Origin of the sequence: Kitasatospora sp. NBC_00315 (assembly GCF_041435095.1) — a bacterium.
Taxonomy (GTDB): domain Bacteria; phylum Actinomycetota; class Actinomycetes; order Streptomycetales; family Streptomycetaceae; genus Kitasatospora.
In genome coordinates, this window is record NZ_CP108025.1 from 2,384,426 (window position 1) to 2,402,730 (window position 18,305).

The following is an 18,305-nucleotide window of genomic DNA, read 5'->3' on the forward strand; positions in this document are numbered from 1 at the left end:
GCGTCTACGTCGAACAGCCGGGCCGGGCATGACTGCGGCCCCGCGCACCGTGGTGCGCGGGGCCGCAGGCACCGCAGGGTGGAACGCGCCGTGGGTCAGGCCAGCGAGACCAGGTCCGCGTACGCCGGGCTCCAGAGGTCCTCGACGCCGTCCGGCAGCAGGATGATCCGCTCCGGCTGGAGCGCGTCCACCGCGCCCTCGTCGTGGGTGACCAGCACGACGGCGCCGCTGAACTCGCGCAGCGCGCCGAGGATCTCCTCCCGGCTGGCCGGGTCGAGGTTGTTGGTGGGCTCGTCGAGCAGCAGCACGTTGGCGCTGGAGACGACCAGCGAGGCCAGCGCGAGCCGGGTCTTCTCGCCACCGGAGAGCACCCCGGCCGGCTTGTCCACGTCGTCGCCGGAGAAGAGGAAGGAACCGAGGATCTTGCGGATCTGCACCAGGTCGGTGTCCGGCGCCGAGGATCGCATGTTCTCCAGCACCGTCCGCTCCGGGTCGAGCGTCTCGTGCTCCTGCGCGTAGTAGCCGATCTTCAGGCCGTGACCCGGGATGACCTCGCCGGTGTCCGGCGACTCGACGCCCGCGAGCATCCGCAGCAGGGTGGTCTTGCCGGCGCCGTTGAGACCGAGGATGACCACCCGCGAACCGCGGTCGATCGCCAGGCCGACGTCGGTGAAGATCTCCAGTGAGCCGTACGACTTGGACAGGCCCTCGGCCGTCAGCGGGGTCTTGCCGCAGGGCGCCGGATCCGGGAAGCGCAGCTTGGCGACCTTGTCCGAGACCCGGACCTGCTCCAGCCCGGCCAGCAGCTTCTCGGCGCGGCGGGCCATGTTCTGCGCGGCCACCGTCTTGGTCGCCTTGGCGCGCATCTTGTCCGCCTGGGAGTTGAGCGTCGCGGCCTTCTTCTCGGCGTTGGCGCGCTCGCGCTTGCGGCGCTTCTCGTCGTCCTCGCGCTGCTGCTTGTACTGCTTCCAGCCCATGTTGTAGATGTCGATCGCCGCGCGGTTGGCGTCCAGGTAGAACACCTTGTTGACGACCGTCTCGACCAGCTCGACATCGTGCGAGATCACGATGAAGCCGCCCTTGTACGTCTTCAGGAAGTCGCGCAGCCAGGCGATCGAGTCGGCGTCGAGGTGGTTGGTGGGCTCGTCGAGCAGCAGGATGTCGGCGTCCGAGAAGAGGATCCGGGCGAGCTCGACCCGGCGGCGCTGGCCACCGGAGAGGGTGTGCAGCTCCTGGCCGAGGATGCGGTCCGGCAGGCCGAGGGCGGCGGCGATGGTGGCGGCCTCGGCCTCGGCGGCGTACCCGCCCTTGGTGAGGAACTCGGTCTCCAGGTTGGAGTACTTCCTCATCGCCTTGTCGCGGGTGGCGCCCTTGCCGTTCGCCATCCGCTCCTCGTTCTCGCGCATCTTCTTCAGCACGGTGTCGAGGCCGCGGGCCGAGAGGATGCGGTCGCGGGCCAGCACGTCGAGGTCGCCGGTGCGCGGGTCCTGCGGGAGGTAGCCGACCTGGCCGGAGTTGGTGACCGACCCACCGGCCGGGATGCCCTCACCGGCCAGCACCTTGGTCAGCGTCGTCTTGCCGGCCCCGTTGCGACCGACCAGGCCGATCCGGTCGCCGGGGGCGATCCGGAAGCTGGCGGACTCGATCAGGACGCGGGCGCCGGCACGCAGTTCGAGGGCGTTCGCGGAAATCATGGCTGGGTACTCCTGGGACGTGGGCGGGCACGGGCACCCGGGGCACCCAGAGGCTGGGGCGGGTCCGGCGCGGCGGGGTTGGCGGGCGTCGTCACGGGGAACACGGCCGGCCGGGAACGCACCTCCGAGGTGCGCCGACCGGCTCGCCGTCCGCCCGTCAGTGCCCGGAGAAGTCAGCCATGGCGCCCAGTCTACCGGGCGCGGCGCGCGGCCCGGCCAGGGCGGCCGATTCGGCCGGTTCCGGCCCCTGCCGGCCCCGGCGCCCGGGGGTCACGGCGTCCGCCGCCGTCAGGGCCCCGGGTTCGGCGTCGCAGCGGTGCAGGCGCCCTGCGGCCGGACCGCCGCGAAGGGCTCGCTCACGCTGCCGCAGGCCGGCTCCGGGGCCGCCGCCTTCGTGTCGAAGACCCGGCTGCCGATGATCGGTCCGTCCTCGATCCGCACCCGCTGCCCGTCCAGGGCCCGCAGCTGGACGTCCGGGCCGGCGGCCAGGTTCCAGCCGGTGCTGTCGAGCCGGAACCCGGTGATCCCGCCGTACGCCGGGTGGCCGGTGCCGCCGCTCGCGGTGCAGCTGCGCGGAACCAGCACCGCGTAGTCCGTGTGGACGGTGCGGGTGGGGTCGTAGACGCAGGTCCCGGGCGGGCTGGAGTTGTACCGCAGATCACCGTCGGCGTCGCGGAAGCCCATCGTCAGCCCCGGGGTCACCACGGCCGCCCAGGCCGAGGCCTGGGTGGTGGCGTCCGGCGGCACGGTGTACAGCGCGACCGCGGCGCGCTCCACGGCGAGCTGCTTGCGCTGGGCGTCGGTGCGCTTGTCAGCGCTCGGCTCCCCGTCGCCGCGCAGCCACTCCGCGAGACCGGGCACCGCGCGGTGCCAGCGCACCGAGTGGTCGGACGGACGGACGGAGGTGACCAGGCCGTCGTCCCAGAGCACCACGGCGCTCTCGCCCGCCATCGCCAGGTAGAGCGCGGTGGCTCCCTCCCGGCGGTAGGACCAGGAGTGCTCGCCGGTGGCCGGATCGTACGCCTCCAGCCCCGGGCCCACCTTGAGTTCCAGACCGGCCGTGTCCAGCGACTGCGCGGTCACCGGGCTCGCGTCCGCACCACCGGGCTCCGCCACCCTGTCGCCGAACGGAACCGGCTTGTTGGCGTGCGCGGCCGCTCCCGCCAGGAGAACCAGCAGGACCGCCAGGGCAGGGAGGATCGATCGGGGGGTGAGGACTCGCAACGGCTTCCAGGACACTGGCGGAGCGTACCTTCCGCACGCCCCGCGGGTCAGCCGGAAACCCCCGCCCGTCGGCCCGCCGGACACCCGCGCGCAGTGCCCCGCGGAGCCCTCCGCGCCCGCCCGCCGACCAGCGCCGTCGGGCACGGCGCGGCACGGCCCCGCCCGTGCCGGGGCCGCCGCGGTGCGCCCGCGCCCCGGCGGCGGACTGTTACAGAGGTGGTACACAGTCGGCCCCCGGCGGGCCGGGACACCCTCGGACGGCCGGGTGTGGCCGACCCGCTCCGCGGCCGCTCCCGGGCTCCCGGGCTCCCGGGCTCCGGAGCCCCGGCCGCCCCGGGGGCTCCGGCCGCCCAGGGGGCTCCGGCCGTTTCGGCCGTCCGGCGGACGGTCACCCGGACGAGCGGTCCCACCGGGCCGGTCCGCGCCCGGTGGCCTCCGCCGTCTGGATCGAACGGCGGGTCGGCCGACGTCCACTTTAGGGTGACATTGGGCTTTTCTGACGCCTTGTGGGCTTACTGTCAGAATCGCGGGCCCCGACCGGCCCCGGTGGTGACGCCCAGAGGAGAGACCATGCGAATCGGCCGCCTGACCCTGGCCGCCGCCGCGCTGCTGATGCTGACCACCGCGAGCATCCCGGCCGGGACGCCGCTCGGCTCGGCCGAACGGGGCGCCGCACTGTCCTCGGACGGCATCGGGACGCGCGGGGCCGCGCCCCGGCCTGCCGTTCAACGCCCCGCCCATGAACCGGAGTTCGGGGCCTTCGTCGGCTCCTGGGACAACTACATCCCACAGATCTCCCGCTATGCCCAGTGGCTCGGCAACGCCAACGTGCAGGTCGGCCACACCTATCTGGCCGGCAACACCTGGGCGGACGTGGAGGGCGAGCCGGTGGTGCTCGGCCTCTGGTCGCAGTGGCGGCTCGCCGACCCGTCGCGCACGCTGGTGCTCGGCGTGCCGATGCTGGTGCCCAACGAGGCCGCCGTACCCGACGACCAGGTCGCGAAGCTGCTCGCCCAGGGCGCCCGCGGCGACTTCGACCAGCACTTCCTGCGACTGGCCCGCAAGCTGGTCGCGCTCGGTGGGAACGACACCGTCCTCACCCCGGGCTGGGAGATGAACGGCACCACCTACACCCACCGCTGCAAACCCGACCCGACCGCCTGGAAGGCCTACTGGCGGCGGATCGTGGCCGTGATGCGGTCGGTGCCCGGGCAGCGGTTCCGCTTCGACTTCACGCCCAACCGCGGCCTGGACGCCATCCCGTGGACCCGCTGCTACCCCGGTGACGACGTGGTCGACATCATCGGCATGGACAGCTACGACCAGCCGGCCGGTGCCACCTTCGACACCTACGTCTCCGAGCCGTACGGCCTGCAGGACCAGGTGGAGTTCGCGGCCAGGCGCGGCAAGCCGGTCTCGTACCCCGAATGGGGCCTGTTCCGCAACGGCGACAATCCGGAGTACGTGCGGCGGATGGTGGAGTGGATGCGCACCCACGACACCGTCTACCAGACCGTGACGGACTACTGCCCGCACGGCTTCTGGCAGTGCGAGCGCAATCCGCGCTCCAGCGCCGTGTTCAAGCAGCTGATGTCCGGCTCGAAGGGCTCCGCCTCCCCCGCGGCGCGGCCGCCGTCAGCTTCGCCCGCGGGCCACTAGCGCCTCCTTCAGCCGCGGCAGCCGGGCCCGCAGCACCCGGACCGCGGCCTGCCGCGCGCGGACCGCGGCCGCGCGGACGGCGACCGCCGGGGCCGCCCGGCCGGGGCCGAGCAGCAGGTGCTGGTTGGCCAGCGCGTCGGGGCGCCAGCGCTGCTTGTAGGGCTCCTGCCCGCGCAGCAGGCTCAACACCGGGATGTCCGCCTCCACCACCTCGTCCAGCGCCGCGCCGAACAGCAGTCCGGCGATGTCGAGCCGCTCGCGCAGCGCGGGGTGCGCGCCGTAGAGGTAGAGCCCGCCGAAGACCGGCGAGAGCAGCACCAGGTTCACCGCGACCAGTTCGCCGTCCAGCCGGAAGCGGTGGACCGCCGCGCGCCCGGTCGCGACCAGACCGGTGGTGGAGTCGGTGAGGTGGCGGGCGAACCGCTCGGTGCGGTGCTCGGCGGTCACGCCGCGCTCCCGCCACTGGAGGAAGTGCAGTCTCAGCAGCTCCTCGACCGCCGCCGGCACCTCGGCGCTCGTGACGCTGGTGACCTCCACCCCGGCCTGCGCGATCCGGCGCAGCTTCACCCGGCTGCGCTGGGCGGTCTTCCCCGGCAGCCGCTTGAGCAGCTCCTCCATGGGGACGGCCGGCAGGTACTGGCAGAGCGAGTCGGCGAGCCGGTACCGGCGCCCGCGCCAGTGCTCGAAGACCAGCTGCACGGCGGCCCGCGGGTGCACCTCGCGCAGCTCCAGGCTCTGCCAGAACCGGGTCAGCGGCAGCGCCGCGGCGAACTCGGCCGCGGCGCGCTCCGCGCAGGAGTCGTCCAGCAGGATGTCGGTGAAGTCGATCAGGCCGCCGCCGAGACCGCTCAGGCCGCCCAGCAGGGCGGCCAGCGGGCCCGGCCCGCGCTGGAAGGCGCCCGCGCCGACCAGCAGGCCGTCCCGGCGGACCAGGACCACCACCAGCGCGCCGGGGTGGCCGTAGCTGCGCCACCAGGACGCCTGCCAGGAGGCGGACTGGAACGAGGTGGCCGTCCGGCAGCGGGTGGCCAGGTCGTCCCACTCGGCGGCGAGCTCGGCGATCGCCTCGTCCTCGCGGCGGATCTCGCTGCTCCACCGCCCGGTCTCCGGGGTCCGCGCCGAGAGGCCGGCCGGCGCGAGGTCGGCACTCATCGGCTGCCCGCGGCGGGGACGGCGTCCTTGCCCGCCCCGGCCGCGGCCGACGTGCCGCCGGGCCGGAGGCCGGCGCCGGGCTCGGACCGGTCCGCCCCGGCCGCGGGGCCGGCGCCCCGGCCGGCGGCCCCAACCGCGGCGGGCGCCTGCGCGGGGACGGCGGCCGGGCCGGGGGCCTCGGGGCGACGGCGGGTCATCATCACCAGGGCGCCGATCAGCACACCGGCGGCGGCGCCCACCGCGACGTCCAGCTGCTTGGAGGGCGAGGTCGGCTGGTCGGACGCCGCGGCAGCGGCCAACGGCACCAGCTTCACGCCGGTCTCGGCGGTGCTCGTGTTGCCGAACACCACCAGCGACCCGGCCACCGCGTCGGCGGCCTGCGCCGCCTCCTTGGGGCGCGCTCCGGTACCGGTGATCTCGATCACCGGCGCGTCCGGCGAGGTGGTGCCGTGCACCAGCGCCGCGAGCTGGGGAACGGTGCGGCCGGTCGCCGCCGCCGCGCCCGCGAGCACCTGCGGCTGCCCGGCGAGGCGGCCGTACGCCTGGGCGAAGCTGACCGCGCTCGCGCCGTCCCCCGGGTTCTGCGGCGCCACCACCACGTAGGCGCTGGCGGCGTACACCGGGTGCGCGGCGACCGCGTAACCGGCCCCGGCGGCGGCGCCCAGCGGCACCGCGAGGGCCACCGGCCACCAGCGGCGGGCCAGTTGGCGAGCGCTCTGGCGCAGTTCGGACATCGGGACTCCTCGGTAGGACGTGACGGTTGAGGTGGTACGGGCGGGTGCTCGGGGTGCGGCCGGCTCGGCCCGCGTGCCGGGCCGGGCGGCTCAGGGGCCGGACGTGGCCCGCCCGGGGAGGCGGGCCCGGCTCTCGGCGCGACGCGCGGCGGGCACCAGCCGGTCGTAGAGGGCGCCCAGCTCGGCCCCGACCCGGGCGATGTCGTAGTGGGCGACGGCGGCCGGCGGTCCGCTCGGCGGGGGCCCGCCGGGGCCGGAGCGCCGGTGCGGCCCGTGCGACGCGTGGAGCTCGCGCAGCTCCGAGGCGTACGTGGCGGCGTCCGAGCGGATCCGGCGCACCCCCGGGGCCGCCCCTGCGGGGAGCTCGTCCAGTGCCGGGCAGGCGCTGTGGCGCACCGCAAGACCGGCCGCGAGTGCCTCCAGGACCCCGAGGCCGAACGTCTCCTCGACCGAGGGGGCCGCCAACACGTCCAGGGCGGTGAGCAGTTCGGGGACGTCGTCGCGCTCGCCGGTGAGCACCAGACGCCCCCGGACACCCAACTCGTGCGCCCGGCACTCCAGCGCGCTCCGCTCCGGGCCCTCGCCGACCAGGACCAGCCAGGGGCCGGACGGGCCCGGGCCGACCAGCTCCCGCAGTGCCTCCAGCAACACGTCGAACCGCTTGCCCGGCACCAGCCGGCCGAGGCCGCCGATCACCCAACTGTCCTGCGGCAGGCCGAGTTCGGTCCGCAGTCGACGGCGGACCGCGGCCCGCTCCGCGGCCGGCCGGGCGTACCGCGCGGCGTCGATGCCGTTCGGGATCAGTTCCACCCGGGCCGGCGGGACGCCCCAGCCGTGCAGCGTCCGCTCCACCTGGCGCGAGACGGCCACGGTGGTCCGCCCGAGGCGTTCGGCGGCCAGGTAGAGGCCCTTGACGCCGGGGGTCACCGGGCGGCCCTCGATCACCCCGGGGTGCAGCGAGTGCTCGGTCGCCAGCACCGCGCGGACGCCCGCCAGCCGGGCCGCCAGACGTCCGTACAGGCCCGCCCGGTAGAGGTGGGTGTGCACCAGGTCGAAGTCGCCGTCCCGGATCAGCCGCGTCAGCCGGGGCAGTGCGCCGACGTCGCGGTTACCGGTCATGGCCAGGTCGTGGACGGGGACGCCGTCGGCCCGCAGCGCGGCGGCGACCGTCCCCGGATTGGTCAGCGCGACCACCTCGCAGCGCTGGTGCGCGGGTAGGTTGCGGACCGTCAGCAGCAGCTGGCGCTCCGCGCCGCCCGAGGCCAGGCCGGTGACGACGTGCAGCACCCGCAGCGGGCGCTCGCTCCGCCCGGTCACCGGGCGGCCCGCCGCCCGGCGGGCAGGCTGCGCCGCAGGCCGGTGACGGTGTCGCGCAGGCGGTGGCGGCCCCGTTTGGCCCGCAGCCGCCAGCCGCCGTCGCGGTCGCCGACGTAGCAGCGCGGCAGCGCGAACCGGCCGGTCAGCGGCGAGTGGGCGATCGCGACGGCGTAGTCGTAGCCGGCGTCGCGGACGGCGAGGGTGGCGGGCAGGTCGACCGCGCCGTACGGGTAGCAGAACCCGGTCACCGGGCCGCCCACCAGGTCCTCCAGGGCGCGGCGGCTCTCCACGGTCTGCCGTACCAGCCGGTCCGCCGGCAGGCCGGGCAACGCCTGGTGGCCGAGGCCGTGCGAGCCGATCTCCCATCCGGCCTCGGCGAGTTCGGTGACCTCGTGGGCGGTCAGGAGCTTCTTGCGGGGGCCCTTCGGGTCCCAGTCGTTGGCCCGGCCGAGCAGATCGGGCACCACGTACGCGGTGGCCGTGAAGCCGTGGCGCTGGAGGATCGGCACGGCGTGCCGGGCGAAGTCGGCGTACCCGTCGTCGAAGGTGAGGCCGACCAGCCGCTCGGCCCGGCCGTCGGCGCGGGCGCGCATCAGCTCCCGGGTGGAGACGCCCCGGCGGCCGCGCCGGTGCAGCCAGTCCATCTGCTCGGCGAACCGCTCCGGGCTGACGGTGAGCAGATAGGGGTCCTCCCGCTCGACCGCGACGGAGTGGTACATCAGGATCCACGGCGCCGTCGGCGGGGCGGTCCGGGGACCGGGCGACGCCGGGCGTCCGGGGTAGGGCAGCGGGCGGTACGGACCGGGCGCCGTGGTGGCGGAGCGGCGTCGCGCGCCCGACAGGACCGAGCGGACCGGGCCCCGTTCAGCGTCCATGGGGCAGCTTCCCTTCATCGGCGGTGGGTGGCGGGCACAGGGCCCGGACGACGGAGAGCACGGGGTCGCGCACCTCGGCGGCGCCGAGACCGGTGCCCAGGGCGGCGAAGACCAGCGCCACCGTGACGCCCCCGAACAGCGTCGAGAGCAGCGGGTCGGCCGGCACCGCGGCGGCCAGGGCGCCCGCCGCGGTGGCTCCGACGGCGGCCGCGAGCAGCCGCGCCTGACCGCCCAGCACCCGGGGCACCCGGACCGCGATCCCGCGCAGCAGCAGCCCCCGCAGCAGCAGGGCGGCGGTCGCGGTGATGCCCGCCGCGTTGCCCGCGGCCAGGCCGAGCGCGCCGTACGCGGGCATCGCCAGCACACCCACCGCGACCGTGACGCCGAGACCCAGCACCATGGCGGCGGCCGGGTACCAGTCGAGCAGTCTGCGCCCGCCGTCGTCGGTGCCCGGCTCGTCGGCCCGGCGGACCACCGGGCGGACCGAGAAGTACGGCCGGACCATCACGCCGATCAGGGCCTGCGCCGGCAGACCGAAGCTGTACACCCGGATGACCGCGGCCGTGGCCGCGGTGTCCTGCGGCCCGAAGGCGCCGCGCTCGAAGAGCAGGGCGACCACGGACGGCGCGCAGGCCATCAGGAAGGCGGTGCCGAGCAGGACGACGGCGGCGGCCTGGCCGAGGTCCTTCTCCACCCGGTCGCGGGCGGCGCGCAGATCCCCGGCCGCCAGCGCCCTGGCCACCAGCGGGAAGGTCACCGTGCAGATCAGGATCGCCGCCGTCATGGCGAGTTGCGACACCTTGGCCGCGTAGTTGAGGTGCGAGATGGTGCCGGGCGGCAGCCCCGAGCCCAGGTAGCGCTCGATGAACACCTGGGCCTGGCGGGTGAGCGTGAAGGCCGCCACCGGGACTATCGCGAGCGGGATCAGCACCAGGCGGTGGCCGCCCACGGCTCCGGGCGCCCGGCCGGCGGCCGGGGACCGGGGCGGGCGTCCGACCCGCAGCCGCCGCAGGAACGGACCGGCCAGCAGCGCGGCCATCAGCAGGCTTCCGCCCGCCACGCCGACCGCCGCCGAACGCACGCCCCAGACCGCGTGGCAGCTCAGCAGCACGGCCAGGATGCCGAGGTTGTAGACGACGTAGATGCCCGCCGGGGCGGTGAAGTCGTGGTGCGCGCGCAGGGCGGAGCCGAGGTATCCGGCCAGCCCGAACGGCAGGATGGTGAGCGCGGTGATCCGGGTGCAGGTGACCGCCAGCCCCGGGTCGGGCAGCCCCGGGGCCAGCAGCTCGACCAGCTGGGGGGCGCCGACGGCGGCGCCGAGCGATAGCGCGCAGAGCGCGGCCAGCAGCCAGGGCAGCGTGGCGTTGACCAGCTGGCGTACCGGATCGGGCCCGTCCGGGTTCTCCTCGCGCAGGACCAGGGCCAGGCTGAAGGCCGGCACCATCAGGAAGGCCATCGCGTCCTCGATCAGCAGCGGCGCCGCCGTCTCGGGCACCGTCCAGGCGACCAGGAAGGCGTCGGTGCCCTGGTTGGCCCCGAAGAAGCGGGCCAGCAGCAGGTCCCGGAGCAGGCCGAGGGCCGACCCGGCCGCGCTGAGCAGGGCGGTGACGCCGAACGCCCGGGCGAGGAAGCCGCGCCGGTGCGGGGCCTGGGCCCGGGGCGCCCCGGGCGCCGGTCGGGCGGTGCGGGCGGCCGGCAGCGGGGTGGCCGGGAGGTGCCCGGGTGGCAGCTGGGCGTCCATCGTCCGGGCGGGCTGTTCGGCGTTCATACCCCGGCCACCCCGGCCACCCCGGTCGAGCCGGTCGGACCGGTCGGGCCGGCGCCCGGGGGGCGGGCGGGCAGCGCCGTGTGCGCCGCGAGCCCCAGCACCACCGAGGTCAGCACGGTGGTGGTGCCGCCGATGTCGGCGTACAGGAAGTCGACCAGCACCCAGACGAGCAGCGCCAGGGCGGCGACACCCGTGCCGCTCGCCCGGCGCAGGCAGCCGAGCAGCAGGCCGAGGAAGAGGGCGAGGTAGGCGACCACCCCGATCAGGCCCTGCTCGCTGAGCACCAGGAAGTACATGTTGTGCGGCGAGAGCAGCGGCTCGCGCTGGAACCCGATGCTGGAGTCCTCCGCGTCACTACCGGAGGACAGCCGCAACGGCGCGTGGCTGTCGCGCAGTTGCTGGAAGGCCTTGGGGCCCGCACCGCTCACCGGGTGGTCCTGCCAGATCCGCTGCGCGGTGGACCACAGGTCGTAGCGGTCGCTGACGGACTGGTCGGGGGCGGCCGAGACGGATCCGATGCTGGTCAGCCGGGTGGTGACACCGGAGGCCCCCAGGCCGAGGCCCCCGACCAGCACGACGGCCGCGGCCGTCGTCACCAGCGCCCCGCGGACGGCCAGCCGGGCGTCGGAGCGCAGCAGCAGGACGGCGGCCGCCACGCCGGTGGCGATCCAGCTGCCCCGGCTGAAGGAGACGGCGAGCGGGAACACCAGGAAGGCGGCGGCCGCGTACATCGCCCGGCGCAGCCGGCGGTCCCCGCCCGCGCCGCGCTCGGCCAGGGCCAGCGCGAGGGCGCAGAGCAGGCCGAAGCCGACCACGCTGGACATCGCCATGATGTCCAGCGCGCCGAAGGTCCCGACCGCCCGGATCGGCCGGCCGGTGTAGGAGGCGCCGGTCCGGGTCAGGTACTGGTGCGCGCCGACCACCCCCTGGATCAGCGCGGCGATCACGAAGGACCCGAGGATCAGCCGCTGGTCGGTGCGGTCGCGCAGGGAGCACAGCACCGCGGCGGGGACGAGCACGAACACCTGGGTCAGCCGGACGAAGCCGGTCAGGCTGGCCGCCGGGTCGATCGAGGCGACGGTGGCGACGGCCGCGGCGATCACCACGGCGCCGAGCAGCGCGCAGACGGTGCGGCTCAGCGCCGCCGTCCGGCCGCGCAGCAGATCGAGGCCGGTGACGGCGACCAGGGCGAGCGAGGCCAGGTCGGCGGGGGTGACATGGACCGCGGCGGCGACGTCCTTCTCCCCGGTCGGGACACAGACCAGCAGCACGGTGGCGGCGGCGAGCAGGCTCGGCCGGGCCGGCAGCCGGGCCGCTGCCCGGCGTAACACCGGGGCGGGGCGGGCGGTGAGGGTGAGTGCCACGGGTCAGCTCCCGTCCGGGTGGACCATCAGGACGGCGGTGCGGAGCAGGAGCTTGACGTCCTGCCAGAGGCTCCAGCTCTCGATGTAGCGGTTGTCGAAGCGGGCCCGGTCCTCGATCGAGGTGTCCCCGCGCAGGCCGTTGACCTGGGCGAGCCCGGTGAGGCCGACGGGGACGCGGTGCCGGTCCGCGTACTCGGGGTACGCCTGGCCGAAGCGCATCACGAAGTACGGGCGCTCGGGGCGCGGGCCGACCAGGCTCATGTCGCCGCGCAGGATGTTCCACAGCTGCGGGAGCTCGTCGAGCGAGCTGCGGCGCAGCAGTCTGCCGACGGCGCCCATCCGGTGGTCCTGGGAGATGTTCCAGCGGGTCGCCGACTCGTGCTCGTTGCTGGGGCGCAGGGTGCGGAACTTGAGCAGGGTGAACGCCTTGCCGTCCAGCCCGGTGCGCTGTTGGCGGAAGAGCACGCCGGGGCCGGTGTCGAAGCGGACGGCCAGGGCGCAGGCGGCGAGGACCGGGGCGAGGGCGATCAGGCCGAGGGCGGCCGCGGTGACGTCCAGCGCGCGCTTGGCGGCCCAGCCGGGGCGGCGCATCGCGGGGCGGGCGACGCGCAGGCAGGGGAAGCCCCAGAGGTGGTCGCCGCCGCGCGGGCGCGGGCCGCTCCCGTCCAGCGAGCCGTACTCCCGCAGGGCCGGCACCAGCCAGACCTGGCAGCCCAGCCGGGCTGCCTCGCGCAGGGCCGCGGCCGTCTCGGCCTCGTCCGCGGCGCCCCCGGTGGCGACCACGTGGTGGACGCGGTGGCGGCGGATCTCGCGTTCGAGCACCTCGCGCCCGCCCAGCACCGGCAACCCGGTGCTGCCGGCCAGCAGGACCGGATCGGAGTCGAGGAAGCCGACCGGCCGCAGGCCGTACTCCTGGCGCTCCGCCAGAGTGGCGGCGATGCGCTGGCCGAGGTGGCCGGCCCCGAGCATCAGGACGGGGCTCGGCCGCCGGCGGCGGGCCCGGCGCACCTGGCGGTAGGCGAGGGCGCGGCCGCAGCCGTCCAGCAGCAGGAAGACGGCGAGCAGGGTGAGCAGCCGCAGCGGGGTGCCGGTCCCCGGATCGGGCCAACAGCCGTCCAGGCAGCCGGCGATCGTGACGGCGAAGGCGGTGGCCACCACCGAGCGGGCCACCAGGGCCGGCAGTTCGTCCAGTACGGAGAGGGTGAGCCGGGTGCGGTAGAGGCCCCCGGTCAGGTTCAGCGCGAGCAGGAGCGGCAACAGGGTCGCGGTGCCGAGCAGCGGGTGGGCCCGGCCGGTGGCACCCAGGGTGCCGGTGCCGAGCAGGGTCGCGGCGCCCAGCGCGAGGACGTCCACGGTGACCAGGGCGGCGGGCAGGGCCAGCCGGGAGCGGAACGGGCGGCGGTGGCGGCCGATCGCCGCCGCCGCGCGGGCCTGGGCGGCGACGGCGGGGCGCTCCAGGACTCCGGTGGCGGGCCGGCGGGTGGCGGAAAGGGGCCCGCCGGGCCTCGGCACGCTCTCGTGGTCAATGGTCATCAGCGCACGAACTCCCCTGCTGTGTGCCCGTGCCGTCGGGAGGGCGGTACCGGGTCGCCCGGGTCGCCGCTCCCGGCCCGGCGGGCGCGGTCCAGGTCGTGCCTGCCGCCGCGAGCGACGTTCAGCCTGGTGCGCGGAATGTCGTGACGAAGCGAAATGAAGCAGGCAAATTCAGACACTACCGAAAGCTCGCTTGATTTCCGGAAGTTGACGTGCCACTTCATTCCACCCGCCCATTAATAGGAAATTCCGACTTGAAGCCTCGTCCTATTCGGTTGAGGTGCGAATACGGCAGCACCTTCGCGGCGAGCATTCACGGCTGGTAAAACGATCAGATCCGCCCAGGGACACGGTCGTTCCCACGCCCGGCCGTCCGACCGGGCGTCCGCGCGTCCGGCTCCGCCCGCACAACCGTCCGGTACAGCGCGTCGACCAGCGAAACCATGCTCCGCACGTCGTGGTGCGCCACCGCGTGCGCCCTGGCGAGCGCTCCTCGCCGTTCGCATTCGATCGGATCGGCCAGCGCCCGCGCGACACCGTCGGCCAGCGCCGCCACGTCCCCGGCGGGCACCACCCCCCGCGCCCGCTCCTGCGGCGGCAGGCACTCCCGGGCGCCCGGGACGTCGCTCAGCAGCACCGGCCGACCGGCCGCCATCGCCTCCAGCGGTGCGAGCGCCATGCCCTCCCAGCGCGAGGGCAGCACCACGAGGTCCGCCGCCGCCAGCCAGGGGCGCGGATCCGGCACGTCGCCGACCGCCCGCACCCGGTGCGGCTCGGCCAACCGCCGTACGGTCGCGGCGATCTCCGCCTCCTGCGGCCCCCCGCCGACCAGCGCCAGCCGCGCGGCCGGCACCCGGCGGGCCACCTCGGGCCAGGCGGCGAGCAGGACGTCCTGGCCCTTCTGCCGGCAGAGCCGGCCGACGCAGACGGCGAGCGGGGCCTCCAGGTCGAGGCCGAGCGAGATCCTGGCCGCCCGGCGCTCGGCCGGTGCGTAGTGGCGGACGTCCACGCCGTTGGACACCACCGCCCAGTCGGCCGGCAGCCCGGCCGCCTCGCCGTCGAGCCGCTCCTGCTCGCTCACGCAGAGCACCCGCCGGGCCCAGCGGACCGCGTACCGCTCCCAGCGCCGGGTCGCCGCCGCCAACGGGCCCTCGACCGCGGCGAAGGACCAGGCGTGCGGCTGGAACACCGTGGCCACCGTGCCCCGGACGGCCAGCCGGCCGGCCAACCCGGCCTTGGCGCTGTGCAGATGGAGCACGTCCGGCGCGGCGGCCCGGACGATCCGGCCCAGCCGCCACGCCTCCGCGGCGGTCGACGGGCCCGGCGAGCGACGCGCCTGCCAGCACTGGACCAGGGCCCCCGCGGCGGCGGCCTCCGCGGCCAGCCTGCCCCCTGTCGGGCAGGCCACCAGCACCCGGTGGCCCGCCTCGCGTTGGCCGCGGACCAGATCGACGATGACCCGGGCGACGCCGCCGTCGACGGGCTGGGCGATATGAAGGATCGTCATGGGCACGGCCGCGAGCCTAGGTACGGACGACCCCGCCCGGGGGCCGCCGCCACGCCGCCGGTCCGACGTCCACCCGTACGGCGCGATGCGGCCGTACGGGTGTCCGACCCGCTCGAACGGACTTACCCGTCAACGGGGTTGATCGGTACGTCCGACCGTCAGGCGACCGCGCCGGCCAGGTTGGCGAGCACCTCGTCGTGAATCCGGTTGAGGCCCTTCGGGGCGAAGGTGCGCTCGAAGAAGCCGCCGATGCCGCTCGCACCCTGCCAGGTGGTCTCCACCGTCACGCGGGCACCGCCCTCACCGGCCGCCGACACCGTCCAGGTGATCACCATGCTGGAGTTGGCGTCGGTCTCCACCAGCTTGTCCGGGCTCGGCGCCGAAACGGTGAACAGGCAGTCCCGCACCCGCTTCTCGGTGGCCTGCAGCCGCCAGTGCACCTGGGTGCCCGCGCCGGTGCCGCCGGCCCGCACCTCGTACTCGCTGTACTGCCCGGGCAGCAGCTTCGGGCGGACGTCCCGGTAGTCGGCGAGCGCCTCGTACACCCGCTCGGGGGATGCCTCGTAGACCCGCTCGGTGGTGGCGTACACCTGTCCCATGACCTGCACTCCTCGACTGCTGGACTCCGGTTGCTCCGGCAAGCCAACCACCGGGGCGGCCCGGTACCAAACCCGACCCGGCGGGGCGGCGCGCAGCACGGCCGGTCGGCGCCGGAGCCGGCGACGGGCCGGGGCCCGGGAGGCGCCGGAACCGGCCCGACCGGGCCCCGGCCCGTGACCCCGGAGGTCCGCGCGGAGCGTGACCCGGCGCCATGACCCGGCGCCGTGACCCGGCGCCGTGACCCGCCCGACAATGCGTTCGCGGTGGAGCCGGGCCCCCGGGCTAGAGTGGCCGGTGTGCTCGATCTGGTGACCGCAGTCCGCTACGTCGACCCGCTGCGCGCGGGCGGCTCCGTACCCGGCGTCGTGGAGACCGACGACCTCGGCACGTACGTGGTGAAGTTCTCCGGCGCCGCGCAGGGCCGGAAGGCGCTGGTGGCCGAGGTGATCGTCGGCGAGCTGGCCCGGCGGCTCGGGCTGCGGGTGCCCCCGCTGGTCCTGGTCGACTTCGACCCGGCGGTGGCGGCGCACGAACCCGACGCCGAGATCCAGGACATCCTCCGCGCCAGCGGGGGCCTCAACCTCGGGATGGACCTGCTCCCCGGCGCCCGCGACTTCCGGCCGGGCATGATCGACGTGGATCCGGCCGAGGCCGGCCGGGTGGTCTGGCTGGACGCCCTGACGGCCAACGTCGACCGGACCGTCCACAACCCCAACCTGATGGTCTGGCACGGCCGGCTCTGGCTGATCGACAACGGCGCGGCGCTCGTCTTCCACCACCGCTGGCCGGCCGCCGGCGCGGCCGTCGGCCGCCGCTACGACCTGAGCAGCCACGCCCTCGGCGGCTACCGGCCCGATCTGAGGCGCGCCGACGCCGAACTCGCACCGCTGGTCACCCCCGAGCTGCTGCGCGAGGTGCTGGCCCTGGTGCCGGACGAGTGGCTCACCGACGAACCGGGATTCGACTCCCCCGCCGACCTGCGGGAGGCGTACGTCGGGCACCTCTCCGCCCGGGCCGCCGACTCGGCCGCCTGGCTGCCGGAGGCGTTCACCACCCCCGAGCAGCGGCGCGCGGCCGAGGCCGAGCGGGCGGCCGCCAGCCGGGCGGGCCGTCCGGCCTGGCTCCAGCAGGTGCCCGACCTGCACGGGAAGCCCGCGGTGGAGATCGACGGACGCGGCCACTTCGGCTGACGACCGGGTGGGGAGCGGGCCGACGGCCCGCTCCCCACCCGGTCCGGCCTCCCGCGCTCCGGCCTACCGGAGCGCCGCGGCTCACGCGGGTCGGCGCGTCAGCGGTACGCCGCCTCGGCGGCGCGATGCGTCAGCGGTACCCCACCACGGCGGGTCGGCGGTACCCCGCCTCGGCGGTGCGTCAGCGCCACCACTGGACCGCCTTCCGCGCGTTGATGATGCCCGCGCCGTAGAAGCCGTTGTCGTTCTCACCGCCCTCGCAGGTGGCCGTGTAGGCGCCGGTGCCGCCGGGGTTGTAGACACCGGCCGGGCAGGCGTGCGACTCGGCCTGGTCCAGCAGCATCTTGGTCAGCTCGTCGGGGCTCGCCCACGGGAAGGTGCTGGCGAGCAGCGCGACCACGCCGGTGGTGTGCGGAGAGGCCATCGAGGTGCCCTGCATGTAGCCGTAGCCGCCACCGGTGACGGTGGAGAGCACCCGGCCGTTCTTGTCCGGGGTGTTCGGGATCTGGTAGCGGGCGTCGCCACCCGGGGCGGCCACGCTCACCACGCCCTTGCCGTAGCTGGAGTAGTACGACTTCTCACCGTTGACGCCCACCGAGGTGGTGGCGATCACGCCCGGCAGTTCGGTCGGCAGCGAGGGGCAGCTCTGGTCGATCGGCCTGCCGCCGGGGGTGGTGTCGTCCGGGCTGCTGGTGTCGGTGGTCTTGTGCGCGAGGTCGATGTTCTCGTTGCCCGCCGCCGCGACGTTCAGCACGCCGTTGCGCTGCGAGAACGCGACCGCCCGGCGCACGGCGGTGGTGATGGCCGCCTGGTCCGGGTCGTTCTTGCAGTTGAACATCCACGGGTCGATGTAGTAGCTGTTGTTGGTCACCTTGAAGTGGTGCTCGCCGGCCCAGACGAAGCCGCAGACGGCGTACTCCGGGTAGATGAAGCCGTCGTCGTCCACCACCTTCACCGCGGCGAGCCTGACGTTCGGCGCGATGCCGACGATGCCCTTGCCGTTCTTGGCGGCGGCGATGGTGCCGGCCACGTGGGTGCCGTGCGGGCTGGTGGTCGGCTGCCAGGCCTGCCAGGCGGTGTTCGGCTTGCCGCCGTCGATGCAGGAGACCGACTGCGAGGCGTCGACGTTGGCCGCGAGGTCCTCGTGGGTCGCCTCGATACCGGAGTCGAGCACGCCCACGGTGACGTCGCGGCTGCCGAGCGAGAGCTCGTGGGCCTTGTCCGCACCGATCAGGCGCAGGTCCCACTGGTTGGCCTCCAGCGGTTCGCTGCCGTCCGCGGGAGTGGCGGCGGACGGGGCGGCGGCCTCCACGGTGGCCTCGACGTCGCTCTGCACGACGCCCTTGGTACGGCTCGCGCCGACCGAGTCCACGCCCTTGACGGTACGCAGTTCGGCCGCGAAGGCGGTGTCGGTGGAGCGGGCGATCACCACGCCGATCTGCTCGTAGGAGTAGACCACGGTGCCGCCGAGGTCGGTGATCGCGCGTTCGACCTTCTGCACCTGGCCGTGGTTGGCCTTGGTGTTGACCACGTAGCTGAGCAGCGGTCCGGTCGTGCTCCCCGCCGTCGGAGTGGCCGCGACGGCGGCGCCCGCCGGGAGCGCGAGCGCCCCCGCGGTGGCGAGGGCGAGCCCCGCTGCCAGGCTGGTCCGGCGTATCCGAGACATTCTCATAGGGGTTGACCCTCCC

The 18,305-nt window shown here is 75.2% G+C and carries 14 protein-coding genes; 2 read left to right on the forward strand and 12 right to left on the reverse strand.

The genetic code is table 11. The annotated features are described in order from the left end of the window. Nucleotides 1-95: 95 nt before the first annotated feature. Nucleotides 96-1,694, reverse strand: coding sequence for an ABC-F family ATP-binding cassette domain-containing protein (locus OG823_RS09475; RefSeq protein WP_371479014.1), 1,599 nt, complete (start codon nt 1,692-1,694; stop codon nt 96-98). Nucleotides 1,695-1,982: 288 nt separating this feature from the next. Next, a complete protein-coding gene (locus OG823_RS09480) occupies nt 1,983-2,933 on the reverse strand; it encodes a hypothetical protein (protein ID WP_371479015.1) in 951 nt (316 codons plus the stop codon). A gap of 555 nt (nt 2,934-3,488) precedes the next feature. Here OG823_RS09480 and OG823_RS09485 point away from each other — a divergent pair. Further along, the gene (locus tag OG823_RS09485) at nt 3,489-4,577 is read left to right on the forward strand and encodes a glycoside hydrolase family 26 protein (RefSeq protein ID WP_371479016.1); all 1,089 of its coding nucleotides are present in this window, start codon (nt 3,489-3,491) and stop codon (nt 4,575-4,577) included. On the opposite strand, the gene OG823_RS09490 is transcribed toward OG823_RS09485, so the two are convergent. The 9 genes from OG823_RS09490 to OG823_RS09530 form a co-directional block, all read right to left on the reverse strand. After that, entirely contained in the window at nt 4,554-5,729 is a 1,176-nt protein-coding gene (locus OG823_RS09490) for a GNAT family N-acetyltransferase (RefSeq protein ID WP_371479017.1), read from the reverse strand. The two genes, OG823_RS09485 and OG823_RS09490, sit on opposite strands and share 24 nt — an antisense overlap. After that, nucleotides 5,726-6,463, reverse strand: coding sequence for a Wzz/FepE/Etk N-terminal domain-containing protein (locus OG823_RS09495; protein ID WP_371479018.1), 738 nt, complete (start codon nt 6,461-6,463; stop codon nt 5,726-5,728). Before OG823_RS09495 ends, OG823_RS09490 begins: the two co-directional genes overlap by 4 nt. A gap of 90 nt (nt 6,464-6,553) precedes the next feature. Next, the gene (locus tag OG823_RS09500) at nt 6,554-7,780 is read right to left on the reverse strand and encodes a glycosyltransferase (RefSeq protein WP_371479019.1); all 1,227 of its coding nucleotides are present in this window, start codon (nt 7,778-7,780) and stop codon (nt 6,554-6,556) included. Next, entirely contained in the window at nt 7,777-8,655 is an 879-nt protein-coding gene (locus OG823_RS09505; protein ID WP_371479020.1) for a polysaccharide deacetylase family protein, read from the reverse strand. The genes OG823_RS09500 and OG823_RS09505 overlap by 4 nt, the downstream gene beginning before the upstream one ends. After that, nucleotides 8,645-10,423: a lipid II flippase MurJ gene (locus tag OG823_RS09510; protein ID WP_371479021.1), complete on the reverse strand. Its 1,779-nt coding sequence runs from the start codon at nt 10,421-10,423 to the stop codon at nt 8,645-8,647. The genes OG823_RS09505 and OG823_RS09510 overlap by 11 nt, the downstream gene beginning before the upstream one ends. Further along, a complete protein-coding gene (locus OG823_RS09515) occupies nt 10,420-11,787 on the reverse strand; it encodes an O-antigen ligase family protein (RefSeq protein WP_371479022.1) in 1,368 nt (455 codons plus the stop codon). Before OG823_RS09515 ends, OG823_RS09510 begins: the two co-directional genes overlap by 4 nt. Nucleotides 11,788-11,790: 3 nt before the next feature. Next, nucleotides 11,791-13,320, reverse strand: a complete 1,530-nt coding sequence (locus tag OG823_RS09520; RefSeq protein ID WP_371479023.1) for an exopolysaccharide biosynthesis polyprenyl glycosylphosphotransferase — start codon at nt 13,318-13,320, stop codon at nt 11,791-11,793. 331 nt (nt 13,321-13,651) lie between these two features. Beyond that, on the reverse strand, nt 13,652-14,827 hold the full coding sequence (locus tag OG823_RS09525) for a glycosyltransferase (RefSeq protein ID WP_371479024.1): 1,176 nt from the start codon (nt 14,825-14,827) through the stop codon (nt 13,652-13,654). A 158-nt stretch (nt 14,828-14,985) separates the two neighbouring features. Beyond that, the gene (locus OG823_RS09530; protein WP_371479025.1) at nt 14,986-15,426 is read right to left on the reverse strand and encodes an SRPBCC family protein; all 441 of its coding nucleotides are present in this window, start codon (nt 15,424-15,426) and stop codon (nt 14,986-14,988) included. Nucleotides 15,427-15,723: 297 nt separating this feature from the next. On the opposite strand from OG823_RS09530, the gene OG823_RS09535 reads away from it, so the two are divergent. Next, on the forward strand, nt 15,724-16,617 hold the full coding sequence (locus tag OG823_RS09535; RefSeq protein WP_371479026.1) for a HipA family kinase: 894 nt from the start codon (nt 15,724-15,726) through the stop codon (nt 16,615-16,617). 181 nt (nt 16,618-16,798) lie between these two features. Here the strand turns inward: OG823_RS09535 and OG823_RS09540 are convergent, their stop codons facing one another. Further along, nucleotides 16,799-18,289: a S8 family serine peptidase gene (locus tag OG823_RS09540; RefSeq protein WP_371479027.1), complete on the reverse strand. Its 1,491-nt coding sequence runs from the start codon at nt 18,287-18,289 to the stop codon at nt 16,799-16,801. Nucleotides 18,290-18,305 lie beyond the last annotated feature (16 nt).